This window comes from Enterobacter sp. 03-F-07-AD-ECC (genome assembly GCF_047530935.1).
Classification (GTDB): domain Bacteria; phylum Pseudomonadota; class Gammaproteobacteria; order Enterobacterales; family Enterobacteriaceae; genus Enterobacter; species Enterobacter cloacae.
Map to the genome: position 1 here is coordinate 292,327 of NZ_JBLKBZ010000006.1, position 13,704 is coordinate 306,030.

Below are 13,704 nucleotides of genomic sequence, written 5' to 3' on the forward strand. Positions count from 1 at the left end.
ATTTCACCCATTATTTTCAGATTTATTTCGCGCAGAAAGGCGCGGCTTTTTTCAACTCAAATCGGGTAATTTTGCGGCAGCGTTTTTTTCTACTCCAATAAGCGTCATGAGATTATCAACAGCGGAGGCGTAATTAATTGCCGCGCTCCAGCCATCATATTCAGCCATTATTTTGGCAGACGTGGCCTGCCAGACATCCTGTTCTACGCTGAGCAAATCATTAATGCTCCGCTTGCTCAGGGTGTATTCATTTTTGTAGACCGCGCGGGCACGTAACGCGTTTTCAAGCTGTAAGCTTCCGGCGGCCATTCTTCCACGCGCGCCGGTCCAGTCTGCCTGCGCGACGGAGGCTTTTTGCAGCACATCAAACCGCGCCTGATCGACCTGAGAGGAGGCCATCGCCCTGGTGCCTTCAGCCTGACGAACGCGTGCCGAAACGGCGCCGCCCTGATACAGCGGTGCATCGATATTGAGCTGGATCTGGTCATCCCAGTAAGCGCGGTTATCCGACTCATAGCGCGTGCGGCCTCCTTTCAGGCTTAACGTTGGCCAGTGCTGAGATTTTGCGGTTTCCACCCCATACTGGGCTGAACGCTCCATATTCTGCGCGGCCATTACCGCCGGTATCAGCGAGTAATCGATCTGGTTGACGGCATTCTGCTCTACGGCAAGCTTCTCAGGGACCGGTGAATAGGCTTCAGCCTGCATGCCCGTCAACACCGCGAGCCTTGCGCGGGCGCTGTTGAGCGCGGCGTTGTACTGCTCAACCGTCGCCTGCATACCGGCGATCCGCGTGCGGGTCTGCAGCTCATCGGAGGTTGAGCTTACGCCTGCATCCGCGCGCAGTTTCGCCAGCTGCTCCACGTTTTTGAGGGCCTGCACATTCTCTTTAGCCGCCTGCAACAGATCGCTATAACGTCTGACCTCCACGTAGCTCAGCGCGGTTTTTTCCGCCACGGCGGTGAGCGTCTCCATCAGCTGATAACGATAGCTATCGCGTCGCGCTGAAGACTGGCTGATGCTGTTATTCGTCTTGCCAAAGTCATAAATGAGCTGCGTAAGGCTTAATCCCCATGCCGCTGAATTTCTCAGTGAACCGCTGGAATCGGTGGTTTGGCTATGGCCCGTACTGCCGTTCAGCGATATTTGCGGCATCCATCCGCTACGTGCTTCATCTATTTGCGCCTGACCAATACCCAATTGTGCCGCCTGCTGGCTGACCGACGGATCGCGATCGATGGCAAAAAGAATACTTTCTTTTAAAGTTGTCGTCGGCACCGTGGCAAAACCCAACGCGCCGCTATTGGCATAGGTCGTATTAATGCATGCCGAAATTAACACCAGCACTGCGGATAATCGGACCCACTTATAATTTCGCTCTCTCATCATTTATATCTCCCTGAGTCTGCGAATGGTTTAACCCTTTACCCAAAAAGAGGTATAGATAATCAGAAAAATATTATTAATCCCCCGTACTGAATTTCGGGTAATAGCCCCCCCATACCCATTTCCATTGGAGATGAGAGCCGACCTTGCCTAATATGAATTAAGAATTTACTTACTTCTTAACTGATTCGCAGCATAACAAAATGTGTTATAGGCAACTACACCCACAATGTTAATGTGGTGTTACAATTAAGAAAAATCATGGGGTTTCTGGACAAACTCTTAAAAATGGCCTTTCAAATGAAACTAATAAAGTCATTGTTATTTAAGTGAAATTTAAAAATACCCGGATGTACATTTTTGCGTTAATTTCCACGCGCGTCAGACACAAAGATTTTCAAAGAAATGTCAACTTAAGTAGCGCCGCCCTATTTATTGGCATAAAAAACCTAGCAAATGCATTTTTTAGGAATTTTATTGGTTTAAATAGTTTCTTAATAGAACAACAAACCAGTAAAGCGAAGCTAACTGGTTACAAAATCCAAATAGCCAGATAAAACATCGTTATAACATATTGATTACCCTTAGAAACCGTTCACTTATATTTAATCAATAACAGCTCAATTATCACGCAACTGAACTAATGTGCGGTTGCCCTTTTCTCTGCGACAAAATGCTGTATTATGCGAACTATTGCGACATTTTGCAGGATTGCTGCCATGCACAAAACCGCGCGTCAAAAATATGTGCTCGACATCATCAGCGAGCAGGGACAGGCCAGCATCACTGAGCTGGCAGAAAAGCTGCAGGTCTCTGCGGATACCATTCGCCGCGATCTCACGGACCTCGAAAAACAGGGGCTGGCGCAGAAGAACCACGGAGGCGCTATCGCGCTCAATCTTTCGGCCATGAATCGCCAGGGCAGAAATACGCTCCTGCCGGCGACCAAACAGCGGCTGGGAAAACAGGTGGCACAGCAGGTTCCGCCGGGCTCTACGCTGTTTCTGGATGCGGGCAGTACGGTCATGGCGGTGGCCTCTTTTCTTCAGGGGCCGCTGACGGTGATCACCACCTCGCTGGATATCGCCCACGCTTTTAGCGACCGGGAGGATATCGAGCTGATCCTGCTCGGCGGGAAATGGGATCAGAAGCAACGCCTGTTTGCTGGCGGTGCCACCCTCTCCCTGCTTTCACGGTATCGGGCGGATATCGCCATCCTTGGCGCCTGCGCCCTTCATTCATCACTCGGTCTGAGTGCCGGGACGGAAGCCGATGCAGAAGTCAAACGGGCGATGCTTGCCGCCAGCCAGACGCACTGGATCGTCGCAGACCATCTGAAAGTCAACCGCTGTGAGCCGTATCTGGTGTGCGGGTTAGACGAAATTCATCAACTGTTTTTAGATCGTCCCTGGCCTGAGCTTGGGGACCAGAGCACCGTGCCCGTCACGGTTTGCGCTCATTAACGTGGAGAAGGTCATGAGTAAAATGAAGACAATCAACATTGCGCTGATCGGGTATGGTTTTGTCGGTAAAACCTTCCATGCCCCGCTCATCCAGTCTGTGGACGGGCTTACGCTGGCGGTGGTTTCCTCCCGTGATGAGGAGAAAGTTAAGCGCGATCTGCCGGACGTGCAGGTGGTTACTACCCCGGAAGAGGCCATTACGCACCCTGATATTGACCTGGTGGTGATCGCCTCCCCTAACGCCACCCATGCTCCGCTGGCCACGCTGGCCCTGAACGCCGGAAAACACGTGGTGGTGGATAAACCCTTCACGCTCGATATGCAGGAAGCGCGCGATCTTATTGCCCTGGCGGAGGAAAAGCAGCTTCTGCTCTCCGTGTTCCACAACCGCCGCTGGGACAGTGATTTCCTGGGCATTAAGGACGTTATCACACAGGGCACCCTCGGGAAGGTGAAACTGTTTGAGTCGCACATTGACCGCTTCCGCCCGGAAGTGCGCGTGCGCTGGAGAGAACAAAACGTACCGGGAAGCGGACTGTGGTTTGACCTGGGGCCGCATCTGATCGACCAGACGCTACAGCTCTTTGGTCTGCCTCACTCGGTGCAGGGGAATATCGCGACGCTGCGCGACGGCGCAGAAGTGAACGACTGGGCGCATGTGGTCTTAAATTACCCTGATCATAAGGTTATTTTGCACGCCAGCATGCTGGTCGCCGGGGGTACCGCACGCTTTACCGTCCATGGGGATAAGGGCAGCGTAGTGAAGGCCCGTATCGATCAGCAGGAAGCCCAGCTGCTGACCGGCATCGTTCCGGGAAGTGAAACCTGGGGTGAGGACAGCGACAGTATGGTGTTCTTTGGGGCTGACGGCGCGCCGCAGACCATTACCACGCCGAAAGGCGATCAGCGCCAGTATTACATTAATGTGCGCGATGCTCTGCTCGGGAAGATTGCCAATCCGGTTCATCCTGTCGAGGCATTAGCGGTGATGGCGGTACTGGAAGCGGCGGTGAAATCGTCAGAGACCGGGTCAACCCAGGGGCTGGCATTAACAGCTGAAGAGCGTGCTCTGCTGCAATAAAAAACGGGTTTTGTAGGCCGGGTAAGCGCAGCGCCACCCGGCGAGAAAGGCGGCAAAAGTGTTGAGGGCTATTGCCGCTTTTTCGGCATCATGCGCAGCAGCGTATTATCTTTCCAGAAATAGTGATGCATCAGCGCCGCCGCTGCGTGCAGGCCAATGACAAAATAGCCGAGGTTCGCCAGCGTCTCGTGCCACTCTTTTAGCCCATCAGCCAGATCAAAGTTGGATTCCGCCGCGTGCGGCATGGCGATGCCAAAGGCAAACCAGTCGTTTCCACGGTTATACATCATCACCAGGCCAATCAGCGGCAAAGCAATAAACAGCAGATAAATCACCAGATGCCCCAGATGTGAAAGGCCTGTGATCATCGCTTTCGGTTTCGGCTCAATCGGCGGCGCGCGGAACTTCAGGCGCACCAGCAGACGTGTCACCATCAATATCAGGATAGCGATCCCGCATGAGACGTGGATCATATTGATCAGCGGTCGGTCGGTACGCGGAAAGAAGCCTCTGAACTCCATGGCGCAGTAGGCGACGATAACTAACAGAAACACCAGCCAGTGAATGCCGATTTGCAGGCCTGTATATTTAGTGCGCATGTGATTTTCCGATAAAAAACAGTTACCGCGCCAACATAACGACCTTTCCTTAAAAATTCATTAACTTTTCTGTATGGATTTTCAAATACTTCCCGGGGCATGAAGCATCTTCAATTGCTGCCCCGCCCCTCATGGTCTAAGCCTGGATAAGTTCAAACTGTCGCATCGACACGTTTACAGGAGAAAACCATGAGTAAAATTGGCATTAACGGATTTGGACGCATTGGACGCCTGGTACTTCGTCGTCTTCTTGAAACCCAGGACAGCAACACCATCGTCGCCATCAACGACCTCACCTCTCCCAAAGTACTGGCTTATCTGCTCCGGCATGATTCTAACTACGGCGGCTTCCCGTGGAGCGTGGATTTCACCGAAGACGCGCTGATTGTGGACGGTAAAACCATCGCGGTGTACGCCGAGAAAGAGGCCAGACATATCCCGTGGAAAGCCGCTGGGGTGGATATCGTCGTGGAATGCACCGGTTTTTATACGTCGGAAGAAAAATCCAGAGCGCATCTGGATGCTGGCGCCAAAAAGGTCCTGATCTCCGCGCCAGCAGGTGAGATGAAAACCATTGTGTTTAACGTTAACGACGACACCATTGACGCCAGTGATACCATTATCTCTGTCGCCTCCTGCACCACCAACTGCCTCGCCCCGCTGGCAAAAGCCCTGCACGATGCCTTTGACATTAAAGTGGGCACCATGACCACCATTCACGCCTACACCGGTACCCAGGCGCTGGTGGATGGTCCGCGCGGGAAAGATCTGCGCGCCTCACGCGCGGCGGCGGAGAACATCATTCCCCACACCACGGGTGCTGCCAAAGCGATTGGCCTGGTGATCCCGGCACTCAGCGGCAAACTGAAAGGTCATGCCCAGCGCGTACCGGTGAAAACCGGCTCGGTAACGGAACTGGTCGCCATTCTGGGCAAAAAGGTCACCGTTGAAGAGGTGAATGCCGCACTGAAAAAAGCGACACAGGGGAATAAATCCTTTGGCTATACCGATGAAGAGATTGTGTCGTCAGATGTCATTGGCTCGCACTTTGGCTCGGTGTTTGACGCCACGCAAACCGAAGTGACCGAGGCGGGCGAACTGCAACTGGTGAAAGCCGTCGCCTGGTATGACAATGAGTATGGCTTTGTGACGCAGCTGGTGCGCACGCTTGATAAATACGCCGCACTTTAATAACGCTGACGGGTGGTCATACCATCCGTCGCTCTCCCTTACCGCATGGCTTACTCTTCATCATCTGTTTTCCAGAATAAAATTATTCACGAAATTTTTGAATCGTACGTTAATTATCATTAGAACTTCTAAAATGAAGTTTTAAATATGCTTGCTTTAATTTCATAAACACTCCCAATAATATAAATCACAAGACAGGCAAGCGGTCTGTCAAAACAAATACCCCCTATGAAATTGTTAAGGAACAACAATGAAAAAAGTTATTTTGGCTTCATTAATTGCACTGGCCAGCGCATCAGCTTTCGCAGAACCTACCGCTGTATTAAAAGTACACGGAACGTTGACCAATGCGGCGTGTACGCCTTCTATCGGCAACGGCGGGGTCATTGATTACGGCTATATTCGCCTCGGAGAACTTTCTGCACTGGAAAATAATAATTTGGGACAAAAACAGGTGCCTGTCACCATTACCTGTTCTTCGCCAACCAAAGTGGGCTTTACCATTCTTGATAACCGTAGCGACAGCAACGCGCGGCTGCCGGTTGATATCGGTAAAAACTTAAACCAGTCGGTGAAATATTATACTTACGGCGTGGGTACCACGTCCGAAGGCGTAAATATTGGTGACTACGGCATGTGGATGACGGATGTCACGGCAGATGGCAAAGTCGTAGACCCGATTGTCAACAACCACGACTGGAATCCTGATATCTGGAAAAAAAGCGGTATTCCGCGTAGTGATGCGTTCCAGACCGTCGCCTTTGCTGATACAGGGACCACCGCACCGTTGGCTATCACCACAGCTAACTTTAACTTTGTTACTAATCTGACGATTCGTGACACTACTGCGCTGGCGATTACCGACGATACTCCTCTCGACGGTCAGGCGACGATGACCCTGGTATATCTCTAATCATATAATTTACTTATACCGGTTCAGCGTAACCCTGAACCGGTACTTTTTCCCGTTATATTCACACAACAAATAAAAAGTCTTCTTTTATTTGTCGCTTCGCATATCTTTAGTTGTTCTACAAAATAAATTCAACTTTAATAAATATACCAAAAACTCAATACTCAATATTATTTCCGCCAGGTGAATGGGAACGCCATCGCTGCGTTCACTTATCATTCCCGCATGTCTTATATTCATGAAAAGGAAAAATCAAGGATGAAAAAAATCATTCTGGCTACAGCCATCGCGTTGAGCACCACATCAGCTTTTGCAGCCGGAACTGCTGTTATTAAGGTTAAAGGTACATTAACCAACGCAGCATGTACTGCTGAGCTGGGTAACGGCGGTGTTATCGATTACGGCTTTATTCGTCTCGGTGAGTTATCCGAAAACTCACATAATCAACTCGGTCAGAAACAGATACCTGTGACCATAAATTGCTCTGCGCCAACCAAAATAGGTTTCACTATCACCGATAATCGCAGCGACAGCAACGCACAACTTCCTGTTGATATTGGTAAGAATAAGAATATTACAAATAAATATTATACTTATGGCGTTGGTTTCACGAACGACGGGAAAAAGATCGGTAACTACGGCATGTGGATGACCGGTACCACCGCAGACGGTAAAACTGTAGACCCTATTGGGCATAACCACGACTGGCCTGCAACCAGCTGGAAATATTCCGGTATTCCACGCAGCGATACTTTCCAGACCATCGCCTTTGCTGAAACCGGCACCACCACCCCATTGGCTATCACCACGGCTAACTTTAACTTCGTGACCAACCTGGTGATTTGGGATACCTCCACCCTGGCCATTACCGACGATACCCCACTGGACGGCCAGAACACCATGACGCTGGTTTATCTGTAATTTTTCGCGCTTTATTCAATACCGGGTCAGCGGCTAACGCTGGCCCGGTATTTTTTTGCGTCCACATTCACAACAGGGATCGGCTTACCAGCGCATCGGTCAAAATGACATCGTTGCGTAAGATATTCCACGCCGCCGCAATCTCATCGGGTATCGTCACGTGGGCAATAAAATCACGTCCTGCCGGACCGTAACCGTTAACGTCGTCGCGAAGGCGCGGCAGTTCCCCCAGCACCAGCGACAAATAGCGTTCCACCGGCCAGAGCCCTTCACCGGAATCGCTGAACACCAGCCCATCGTCGCCGTTTTGCAGGACGGGCGTAAAGCCCGCGTGGCTTACCCATTCCGGCGATACGGGTTCGTCCCGACATACACGGGCGAATGTTGCCATGGTGCGGCGCTGCATGGTTGGATCCTGCACCACCAGCACCCTTTCAGGGGCAAATTGATGGTGCTTCATTAATTCGCGGCTAAAGCGGGCGTTCTCCCCGCAGTTCGTCGATTGATCTTCCACCCACACCCGGTCGGCCGGGATCTGCCAGAATTGACGGGCGATATCCGCCAGGATAGCCGCCTCTGCCCGGCCCGTGGTGGGAATGGTGTGATAGCGCGGATGTTTCGCAATCGCGGCATAGAGAAAAGTGGTGGAGTGTCCGATGCCTCCGCTAATGATCATGGGCACCCCCTGCTCCGCCGCCAGACGGCAGGCAGCTTCGATGGTTGGAATGACGGCATTCCCCGCCAGAATCACCATATCCACGGACTGACCCGGTTGCAGGTCATCCTGCGCCAGCCACTGCCCAACCGTGTTTACGGCACTGAGCGTGCTGCCGGGCAAACAGGGAAAAATTGTCGGTATCATCGTCACCTCCTTACAGCATTTGGATTAGCGTACCGCACTTGTCGCGTCAAAACAGGCGTTGATTCCTAAAGTGCCAGAGATAAGGCCGCTTTTTTTCCTAAAACCTTCAGTTCAACATTTGATTAACATGCGTAAATCATATTCACTTGTATTATGTTTTACGGCAGACGTAGAATCGCCAGCCTGTTAATTCTCCCATTTTATCAAAGGTAAACGACGTTATGCGCCTGCCCGAACGCGACCCTTATGCTCCTCGCGAGTGGCAGCCACACGAGAAACCCGCCCTGCTGGGTTCACCCTCCACGCCGGAGCACAGTACGCCAAAGCGGATTGCCTATGGCGTTGTCGGTCTGCTGGTTTGCCTGACGGGCGCCCTGGGGAATGCGGTAGTCACCGCCAACCTGCAAAATTTGCAGGGCACCTTTGGCGCCTGGTCAACCGAGATCGCCTGGCTACCAGCGGTCTATGTAATGACTAATATCTCCATTAACCTGCTGCTGGTGAAATTCCGCCAGCAGTACGGTCTGCGCGCCTTCACCGAAGGTTTTCTGGTGCTGTATGTGCTGGTCACTTTTTTCCACCTGTTTGTCAACGATCTTAGCTCGGCGCTGATGGTGCGCGCCGCGCACGGGATGGTGGCCGCCGCGCTCAGCTCGCTGGGGATTTACTACCAGATCCAGGCCTGGCCGGCGAAACACCGCCTGAAGGCGTTGACCATTGGCATCACCGGCTCGTCGCTGGCCATTCCGCTGGCGCGACTCTTTTCAACCGAGCTGTTGCAGCTTGATGAGTGGCGCGGGCTCTATTTCTTCGAGCTGGGGCTGGCCCTCATCTCGCTGGCGTGCGTGATTGCGCTGAAACTGCCGCCGGGCGATCGGCGTAAGGTCTTTGAGAAAAAAGACTTTATCACCTTCTTTTTACTGGCACCGGGGATGGCGCTGCTGTGCGCGGTGCTGTCGCTGGGCCGTCTGGACTGGTGGTTTGAAGCGCCGTGGATCGGCTGGTCGCTGGCGCTCTCACTGGTGCTGATTGTTTCCGCCATCGTGTTTGAACATAACCGCAGTAACCCGCTGCTGAACACCCGCTGGCTGTCGAGCGGCAGTATTGTGCGCCTTGGGTTGATTATGCTGCTGATCCGCATCGTGCTGGCCGAGCAAAACACCGGCGTCATCGGCTGGCTGCAGTACGTGGGGTTACAGAACGAGCAGATGACGCACCTGGCGTGGTCCATATTTGCCGGGATCGTCTGCGGGATCGTCACCAGCTGTCTGACCATTAAACCGACCAAACTGGCATGGCCGATTATCACCTCCCTGGTGCTGATGATTGTCGCCTCGCTGCTGGACAGCCAGTCCAACAACCTGACGCGCCCGGATCAACTGATGCTCAGCCAGTTCCTGCTGGGCTTTGGCAGTGCCTTCTTCCTCGCCCCCGCGATGCTGGCCGCCATTGGCGGCGTCATCGCCGACCCGCGTAATCTGGTGAGCTTCTCGGTAATGTTCGGCATGAGCCAGAACCTCGGCGGCCTGCTGGGCTCGGCTATTCTCGGCACCTTCCAGACCTGGCGCGAAAAGTACCACTCCAGCCTGCTGGCGGACCAGCTCACCACGCTCAATCCGCTGGTTAACGAGCGGATTCAGCTTTATACCCAGATGTACAAAAGCCTGATTGGCGACAGCGCCCTGCTGGGCACGCAGGCGATCACCCAGTTGCAGACAGTGACCGCCCTTGAGGCAAACATTCTGGCTTACAACGACACCTATTTACTGACCGCGAGTATTGCCGCGGCCACGCTGGTCTGGATTTTATGGCGCTTGCTGCGCCTGCGCATCACTGCCCGTATGGCGCTTAAGAACGCCACCGGCAACAAATAATTGAAATATTTCTGGAGAGTTTATGAGTCAGCAGGATGCCGCCAAAGAGCAGGCCAACACCCGCAAAAATGTGCGCATTGTTTCCGTTTTCACCGCCGCTGCCATCGGTATTGTCGGCGTGCTGGTGATCCTTTACGCGTGGCAGCTCCCGCCGTTCACCCGCCACGCGCAGTTTACCGATAACGCTTACGTGCGCGGCCAGACCACGTTTATCAGCCCGCAGGTGAATGGCTATATCACCGAAGTGAAGGTACAGGATTTCGCGCAGGTTAAAAAAGGCGAGCTGCTGCTGCAGATTGATGACCGTATCTATCGCCAGCGGGTACATCAGGCCGAGGCGCAGCTGGCGATGAAAATTGCCGCCCTGAATAACAATCTCCAACAGCGTAAAAGCGCTGAAGCCGTCATCGCAAAAAATGACGCTGCGCTGAAAAATGCCCGCGCCCAGAGTCTGAAAACTCAGGCGGATTTAAAGCGGGTGAAAGATCTGACGGCTGACGGCTCGCTCTCCATCCGCGAACGCGACGCGGCGCTGGCCAGCGCGGCCCAGGGCAGCGCCGATATTGAGCAGGCCAAAGCGACGCTTGAAATGTCGCGCCAGGATCTGCAGACGGTAATTGTGAATCGCGGTGCACTGGAGGCGGATGTGGAAAACGCCAAAGCGGCGCTGGAGCTGGCACAAATCGATCTGCAAAACACCCGCATCGTGGCGCCGCGTGACGGCCAGCTGGGGCAGATCGCGGTGCGTCTGGGCGCGTATGTCACGGCCGGAACCCATCTCACCACCCTGGTACCGCCGCAGCACTGGGTGATCGCCAATATTAAAGAGACCCAGCTCGCGGAGCTGCGCGTGGGCCAGCCGGTGAAATTTACCGTCGATGCGCTCAATAACAAAGCCTATCAGGGCCGCGTGGAGAGCATCTCCCCGGCGACCGGCGTCGAATTCAGTGCCATCACGCCGGATAACGCCACCGGGAACTTTGTCAAAATCGCCCAGCGTATTCCGGTGCGTATCGAAGTGCTGGGTAAGCCTGAAGAGTCGGCACTGTTGCGTCCTGGCATGTCGGTACAGGTGACCATTGATACGCGGGAGGCGAAGCAATGACCCTTCGCCCGCTAGCCAGCCTGCTGGTTGCCGTGCTGCTTACCGGATGCCAGTCGGTGGATGTAAAACCTGCCCAACCGTCACTGCACATTCCTGCCCAGTGGCGGGCGGCATCCGGCCCCGCCAGCGCGCCTGAACAACTCTGGTGGCGAAATTTTCACGACAACAACCTCAACCGCTATGTGGATCAGGCGCTGAAAAATAACAGCGACGTGCTGATCGCCCGCGAACGGATCAATGAGTATCAGGCAAGAGTCTATGCCGCTGACGGCAGCCTGTTTCCGTCGCTGGATGCGGGCGTAACCGGCACCCGCGCCCGGACGCAATCGGCCGCCACGGGGTTACCGGTATACAGTACTCTGTACAAAGGCAGCCTCACCGCCAGCTATGATGTGGATATCTGGGGCGTCAACCGCAGCACGGCCAATGCCGCGCAGGCCTCGCTGGAGGCGCAAAAAGCCGCCGCCGCTGCCGCAGATTTAACTGTCGCCTCGTCGGTGGCCTCCGGGTATGTCACCCTGCTCTCGCTTGACGAACAGCTTCGCGTCACCGAGTCCACGCTGAAATCACGCGAAGAGGCATTTAATCTTGCTAAACGGCAGTTTGAAACGGGCTACAGTTCGCGCCTGGAGCTGATGCAGTCTGACTCTGAGCTGCGGGCCACCCGGGCGCAGGTGCCGCTGCTGCAGCATCAGATCGCGCAGCAAGAGAATGCCCTGAGTCTGCTGCTGGGCAGTAACCCGGGCGAGGTGGCGCGCAGTGAAAGCTTCAGCACGCTTACACCGCTCAGGCTGCCTTCACAGTTGCCGTCATCGTTGCTTAACCGACGACCTGACATCGTTCAGGCGGAGCGTCAGCTTATTGCGGCCGATGCCAGCCTTGCCGCCTCGCGCGCCAGCCTGTTGCCGTCGATCAACCTGACGGCGACCGGATCGATTCAGGATCGCACCCTTTCCGGCCTGCTGGACAACCCGTTACAGCTCTGGAGCGCAGGCGGCAGTATTCTCGCCCCGCTGCTGAACCGCCAGGCGCTGAATGCGCAGGTGGATATCTCCCAGTCGCAGCGTAATCAGGCGCTGTACGCTTATGAGAAAACCGTGCGCAATGCGTTTGCCGAAGTGAACAACAGCCTTGACGCCATTACGCGTTATCAGGAACAACTTAGCGAACTGCTGGCCCAGCAGGAGGTGGCCCAGGAGACGCTGCGCATTGCGCAGAACCGCTATCGCAACGGCTATTCATCTTATCTGGATGTGCTCGACGCACAGCGTACACTTTACTCGGTGCAAACCAACGTGGTGCAGGTGAAAAATAACCTGCTGCTGGCGCAGATTGATTTGTATAAAGCGCTGGGCGGCGGTTGGGTCAATGTCTGAAGGCGCTTAACGGGCCTGGATTTCGTCACACAGGCCGGGTAAGGCGCAGCCGCCACCCGGCGATTCCCCCTCAGGAGACAATTTATGCAACAACAGTGGTCTGCAGTTGATAATTTCATGATTTCGTCGCTTATTCCTGAAGATGAGGTACTGAGCAAGGTACTGGAAAACAACCAACGCGCCGGACTCCCCGAACACGATGTTGCGGCCAATCAGGGGCAGCTGCTGGCACTGTTCGTGCGCATGACGCAGGCGCGGCGCGTTCTGGAGATCGGAACGCTGGGTGCTTACAGTTCAATCTGGATGGCGCGCGCCCTGCCGCCGGACGGAAAGCTGATTACGCTTGAGGCCGATTCCACGCATGCCCGCGTGGCGCGGCAGAATATTCAGCTTGCCGGTCTCAACCAACGCATTGAACTCATCGAAGGCCCGGCGCTGACTTCTCTGGAAAATTTTGGCGACGTTCCGCCGTTCGACCTGATCTTTATTGATGCTGATAAGCCAAACAATCCCGGCTACCTCGAATGGGCGCTGCACTACTCCCGCCCCGGCACGGTGATTATCGGCGATAACGTGGTGCGCGATGGCGAAGTGATTAACGGCCAAAGCGACGACGCGCGCGTGCAGGGTGTTCGCCGGTTTATCGAGATGATGGGGGACAATCCGCGCTTAACCACCACCGCGCTGCAAACGGTCGGGGTTAAGGGGTGGGATGGGTTTACGCTGGCAATTGTGAACGGGTGAAAATTGTGCGGCCTGATGCCCTCACCCCGGCCCTCTCCCACCGGGCTGAGGGATCCCCAGTAATTTTTTACCGAAAGCGATGAATGTTGTTTCAGGAAAATGAATGACTTATAGCGACGCCCTGGTCCGGCTGTAAATCGCTGAGGCGTTTCCTGCAGGCCGGGGCGAGGCGCATGGATGCGCCGAGAG

At 54.2% G+C, this 13,704-nt stretch carries 12 protein-coding genes; 9 read left to right on the forward strand and 3 right to left on the reverse strand.

Features of this window, described 5'->3' with window-relative positions; translation table 11 throughout:
• Positions 1-51 precede the first annotated feature (51 nt).
• Positions 52-1,389, reverse strand: coding sequence for a TolC family outer membrane protein (locus ACMWKA_RS12400; RefSeq protein WP_013096692.1), 1,338 nt, complete (start codon positions 1,387-1,389; stop codon positions 52-54).
• 716 nt (positions 1,390-2,105) lie between these two features.
• Here ACMWKA_RS12400 and ACMWKA_RS12405 point away from each other — a divergent pair.
• Positions 2,106-2,849, forward strand: a complete 744-nt coding sequence (locus ACMWKA_RS12405) for a DeoR/GlpR family DNA-binding transcription regulator (protein ID WP_020688693.1) — start codon at positions 2,106-2,108, stop codon at positions 2,847-2,849.
• Positions 2,850-2,862: 13 nt separating this feature from the next.
• A complete protein-coding gene (locus ACMWKA_RS12410; protein ID WP_058650331.1) occupies positions 2,863-3,930 on the forward strand; it encodes an oxidoreductase in 1,068 nt (355 codons plus the stop codon).
• Between the two features lie 68 nt (positions 3,931-3,998).
• Here ACMWKA_RS12410 and cybB read toward each other — a convergent pair whose 3' ends face one another.
• Positions 3,999-4,529 (reverse strand): cytochrome b561, encoded by a 531-nt coding sequence (gene cybB, locus ACMWKA_RS12415; RefSeq protein ID WP_414760291.1) that lies wholly within the window; start codon positions 4,527-4,529, stop codon positions 3,999-4,001.
• A gap of 189 nt (positions 4,530-4,718) precedes the next feature.
• On the opposite strand from cybB, the gene gap reads away from it, so the two are divergent.
• The 3 genes from gap to ACMWKA_RS12430 all read left to right on the forward strand — a co-directional run bounded on the left by gap (position 4,719) and on the right by ACMWKA_RS12430 (position 7,554).
• Positions 4,719-5,720 (forward strand): type I glyceraldehyde-3-phosphate dehydrogenase, encoded by a 1,002-nt coding sequence (gene gap / locus ACMWKA_RS12420; RefSeq protein ID WP_414760292.1) that lies wholly within the window; start codon positions 4,719-4,721, stop codon positions 5,718-5,720.
• A gap of 250 nt (positions 5,721-5,970) precedes the next feature.
• Complete coding sequence (locus ACMWKA_RS12425) at positions 5,971-6,633, forward strand: DUF1120 domain-containing protein (RefSeq protein WP_013096697.1); 663 nt, start codon at positions 5,971-5,973, stop codon at positions 6,631-6,633.
• 258 nt (positions 6,634-6,891) lie between these two features.
• A complete protein-coding gene (locus ACMWKA_RS12430) occupies positions 6,892-7,554 on the forward strand; it encodes a DUF1120 domain-containing protein (RefSeq protein WP_095439430.1) in 663 nt (220 codons plus the stop codon).
• A 67-nt stretch (positions 7,555-7,621) separates the two neighbouring features.
• Here the strand turns inward: ACMWKA_RS12430 and ACMWKA_RS12435 are convergent, their stop codons facing one another.
• Positions 7,622-8,416, reverse strand: coding sequence for a YdcF family protein (locus tag ACMWKA_RS12435; RefSeq protein WP_013096700.1), 795 nt, complete (start codon positions 8,414-8,416; stop codon positions 7,622-7,624).
• Positions 8,417-8,637: 221 nt separating this feature from the next.
• On the opposite strand from ACMWKA_RS12435, the gene ACMWKA_RS12440 reads away from it, so the two are divergent.
• From ACMWKA_RS12440 to ACMWKA_RS12455, 4 genes are all read left to right on the forward strand, one after another.
• Positions 8,638-10,290: an MFS transporter gene (locus ACMWKA_RS12440; RefSeq protein ID WP_038980581.1), complete on the forward strand. Its 1,653-nt coding sequence runs from the start codon at positions 8,638-8,640 to the stop codon at positions 10,288-10,290.
• A gap of 22 nt (positions 10,291-10,312) precedes the next feature.
• Positions 10,313-11,395, forward strand: a complete 1,083-nt coding sequence (locus tag ACMWKA_RS12445; protein WP_013096702.1) for an HlyD family secretion protein — start codon at positions 10,313-10,315, stop codon at positions 11,393-11,395.
• Complete coding sequence (locus tag ACMWKA_RS12450; protein WP_058683529.1) at positions 11,392-12,771, forward strand: efflux transporter outer membrane subunit; 1,380 nt, start codon at positions 11,392-11,394, stop codon at positions 12,769-12,771. The genes ACMWKA_RS12445 and ACMWKA_RS12450 overlap by 4 nt, the downstream gene beginning before the upstream one ends.
• A gap of 84 nt (positions 12,772-12,855) precedes the next feature.
• Positions 12,856-13,515, forward strand: coding sequence for an O-methyltransferase (locus ACMWKA_RS12455; RefSeq protein ID WP_013096704.1), 660 nt, complete (start codon positions 12,856-12,858; stop codon positions 13,513-13,515).
• Positions 13,516-13,704: the final 189 nt, after the last annotated feature.

Bases quoted from the DNA above. Each gene is read 5' to 3' on its own strand.
- ACMWKA_RS12400 (WP_013096692.1), bottom strand. From the start codon at position 1,389: ATGATGAGAGAGCGAAATTATAAGTGGGTCCGATTATCCGCAGTGCTG.
- ACMWKA_RS12405 (WP_020688693.1), top strand. From the start codon at position 2,106: ATGCACAAAACCGCGCGTCAAAAATATGTGCTCGACATCATCAGCGAG.
- ACMWKA_RS12410 (WP_058650331.1), top strand. From the start codon at position 2,863: ATGAGTAAAATGAAGACAATCAACATTGCGCTGATCGGGTATGGTTTT.
- cybB (WP_414760291.1), bottom strand. From the start codon at position 4,529: ATGCGCACTAAATATACAGGCCTGCAAATCGGCATTCACTGGCTGGTG.
- gap (WP_414760292.1), top strand. From the start codon at position 4,719: ATGAGTAAAATTGGCATTAACGGATTTGGACGCATTGGACGCCTGGTA.
- ACMWKA_RS12425 (WP_013096697.1), top strand. From the start codon at position 5,971: ATGAAAAAAGTTATTTTGGCTTCATTAATTGCACTGGCCAGCGCATCA.
- ACMWKA_RS12430 (WP_095439430.1), top strand. From the start codon at position 6,892: ATGAAAAAAATCATTCTGGCTACAGCCATCGCGTTGAGCACCACATCA.
- ACMWKA_RS12435 (WP_013096700.1), bottom strand. From the start codon at position 8,416: ATGATACCGACAATTTTTCCCTGTTTGCCCGGCAGCACGCTCAGTGCC.
- ACMWKA_RS12440 (WP_038980581.1), top strand. From the start codon at position 8,638: ATGCGCCTGCCCGAACGCGACCCTTATGCTCCTCGCGAGTGGCAGCCA.
- ACMWKA_RS12445 (WP_013096702.1), top strand. From the start codon at position 10,313: ATGAGTCAGCAGGATGCCGCCAAAGAGCAGGCCAACACCCGCAAAAAT.
- ACMWKA_RS12450 (WP_058683529.1), top strand. From the start codon at position 11,392: ATGACCCTTCGCCCGCTAGCCAGCCTGCTGGTTGCCGTGCTGCTTACC.
- ACMWKA_RS12455 (WP_013096704.1), top strand. From the start codon at position 12,856: ATGCAACAACAGTGGTCTGCAGTTGATAATTTCATGATTTCGTCGCTT.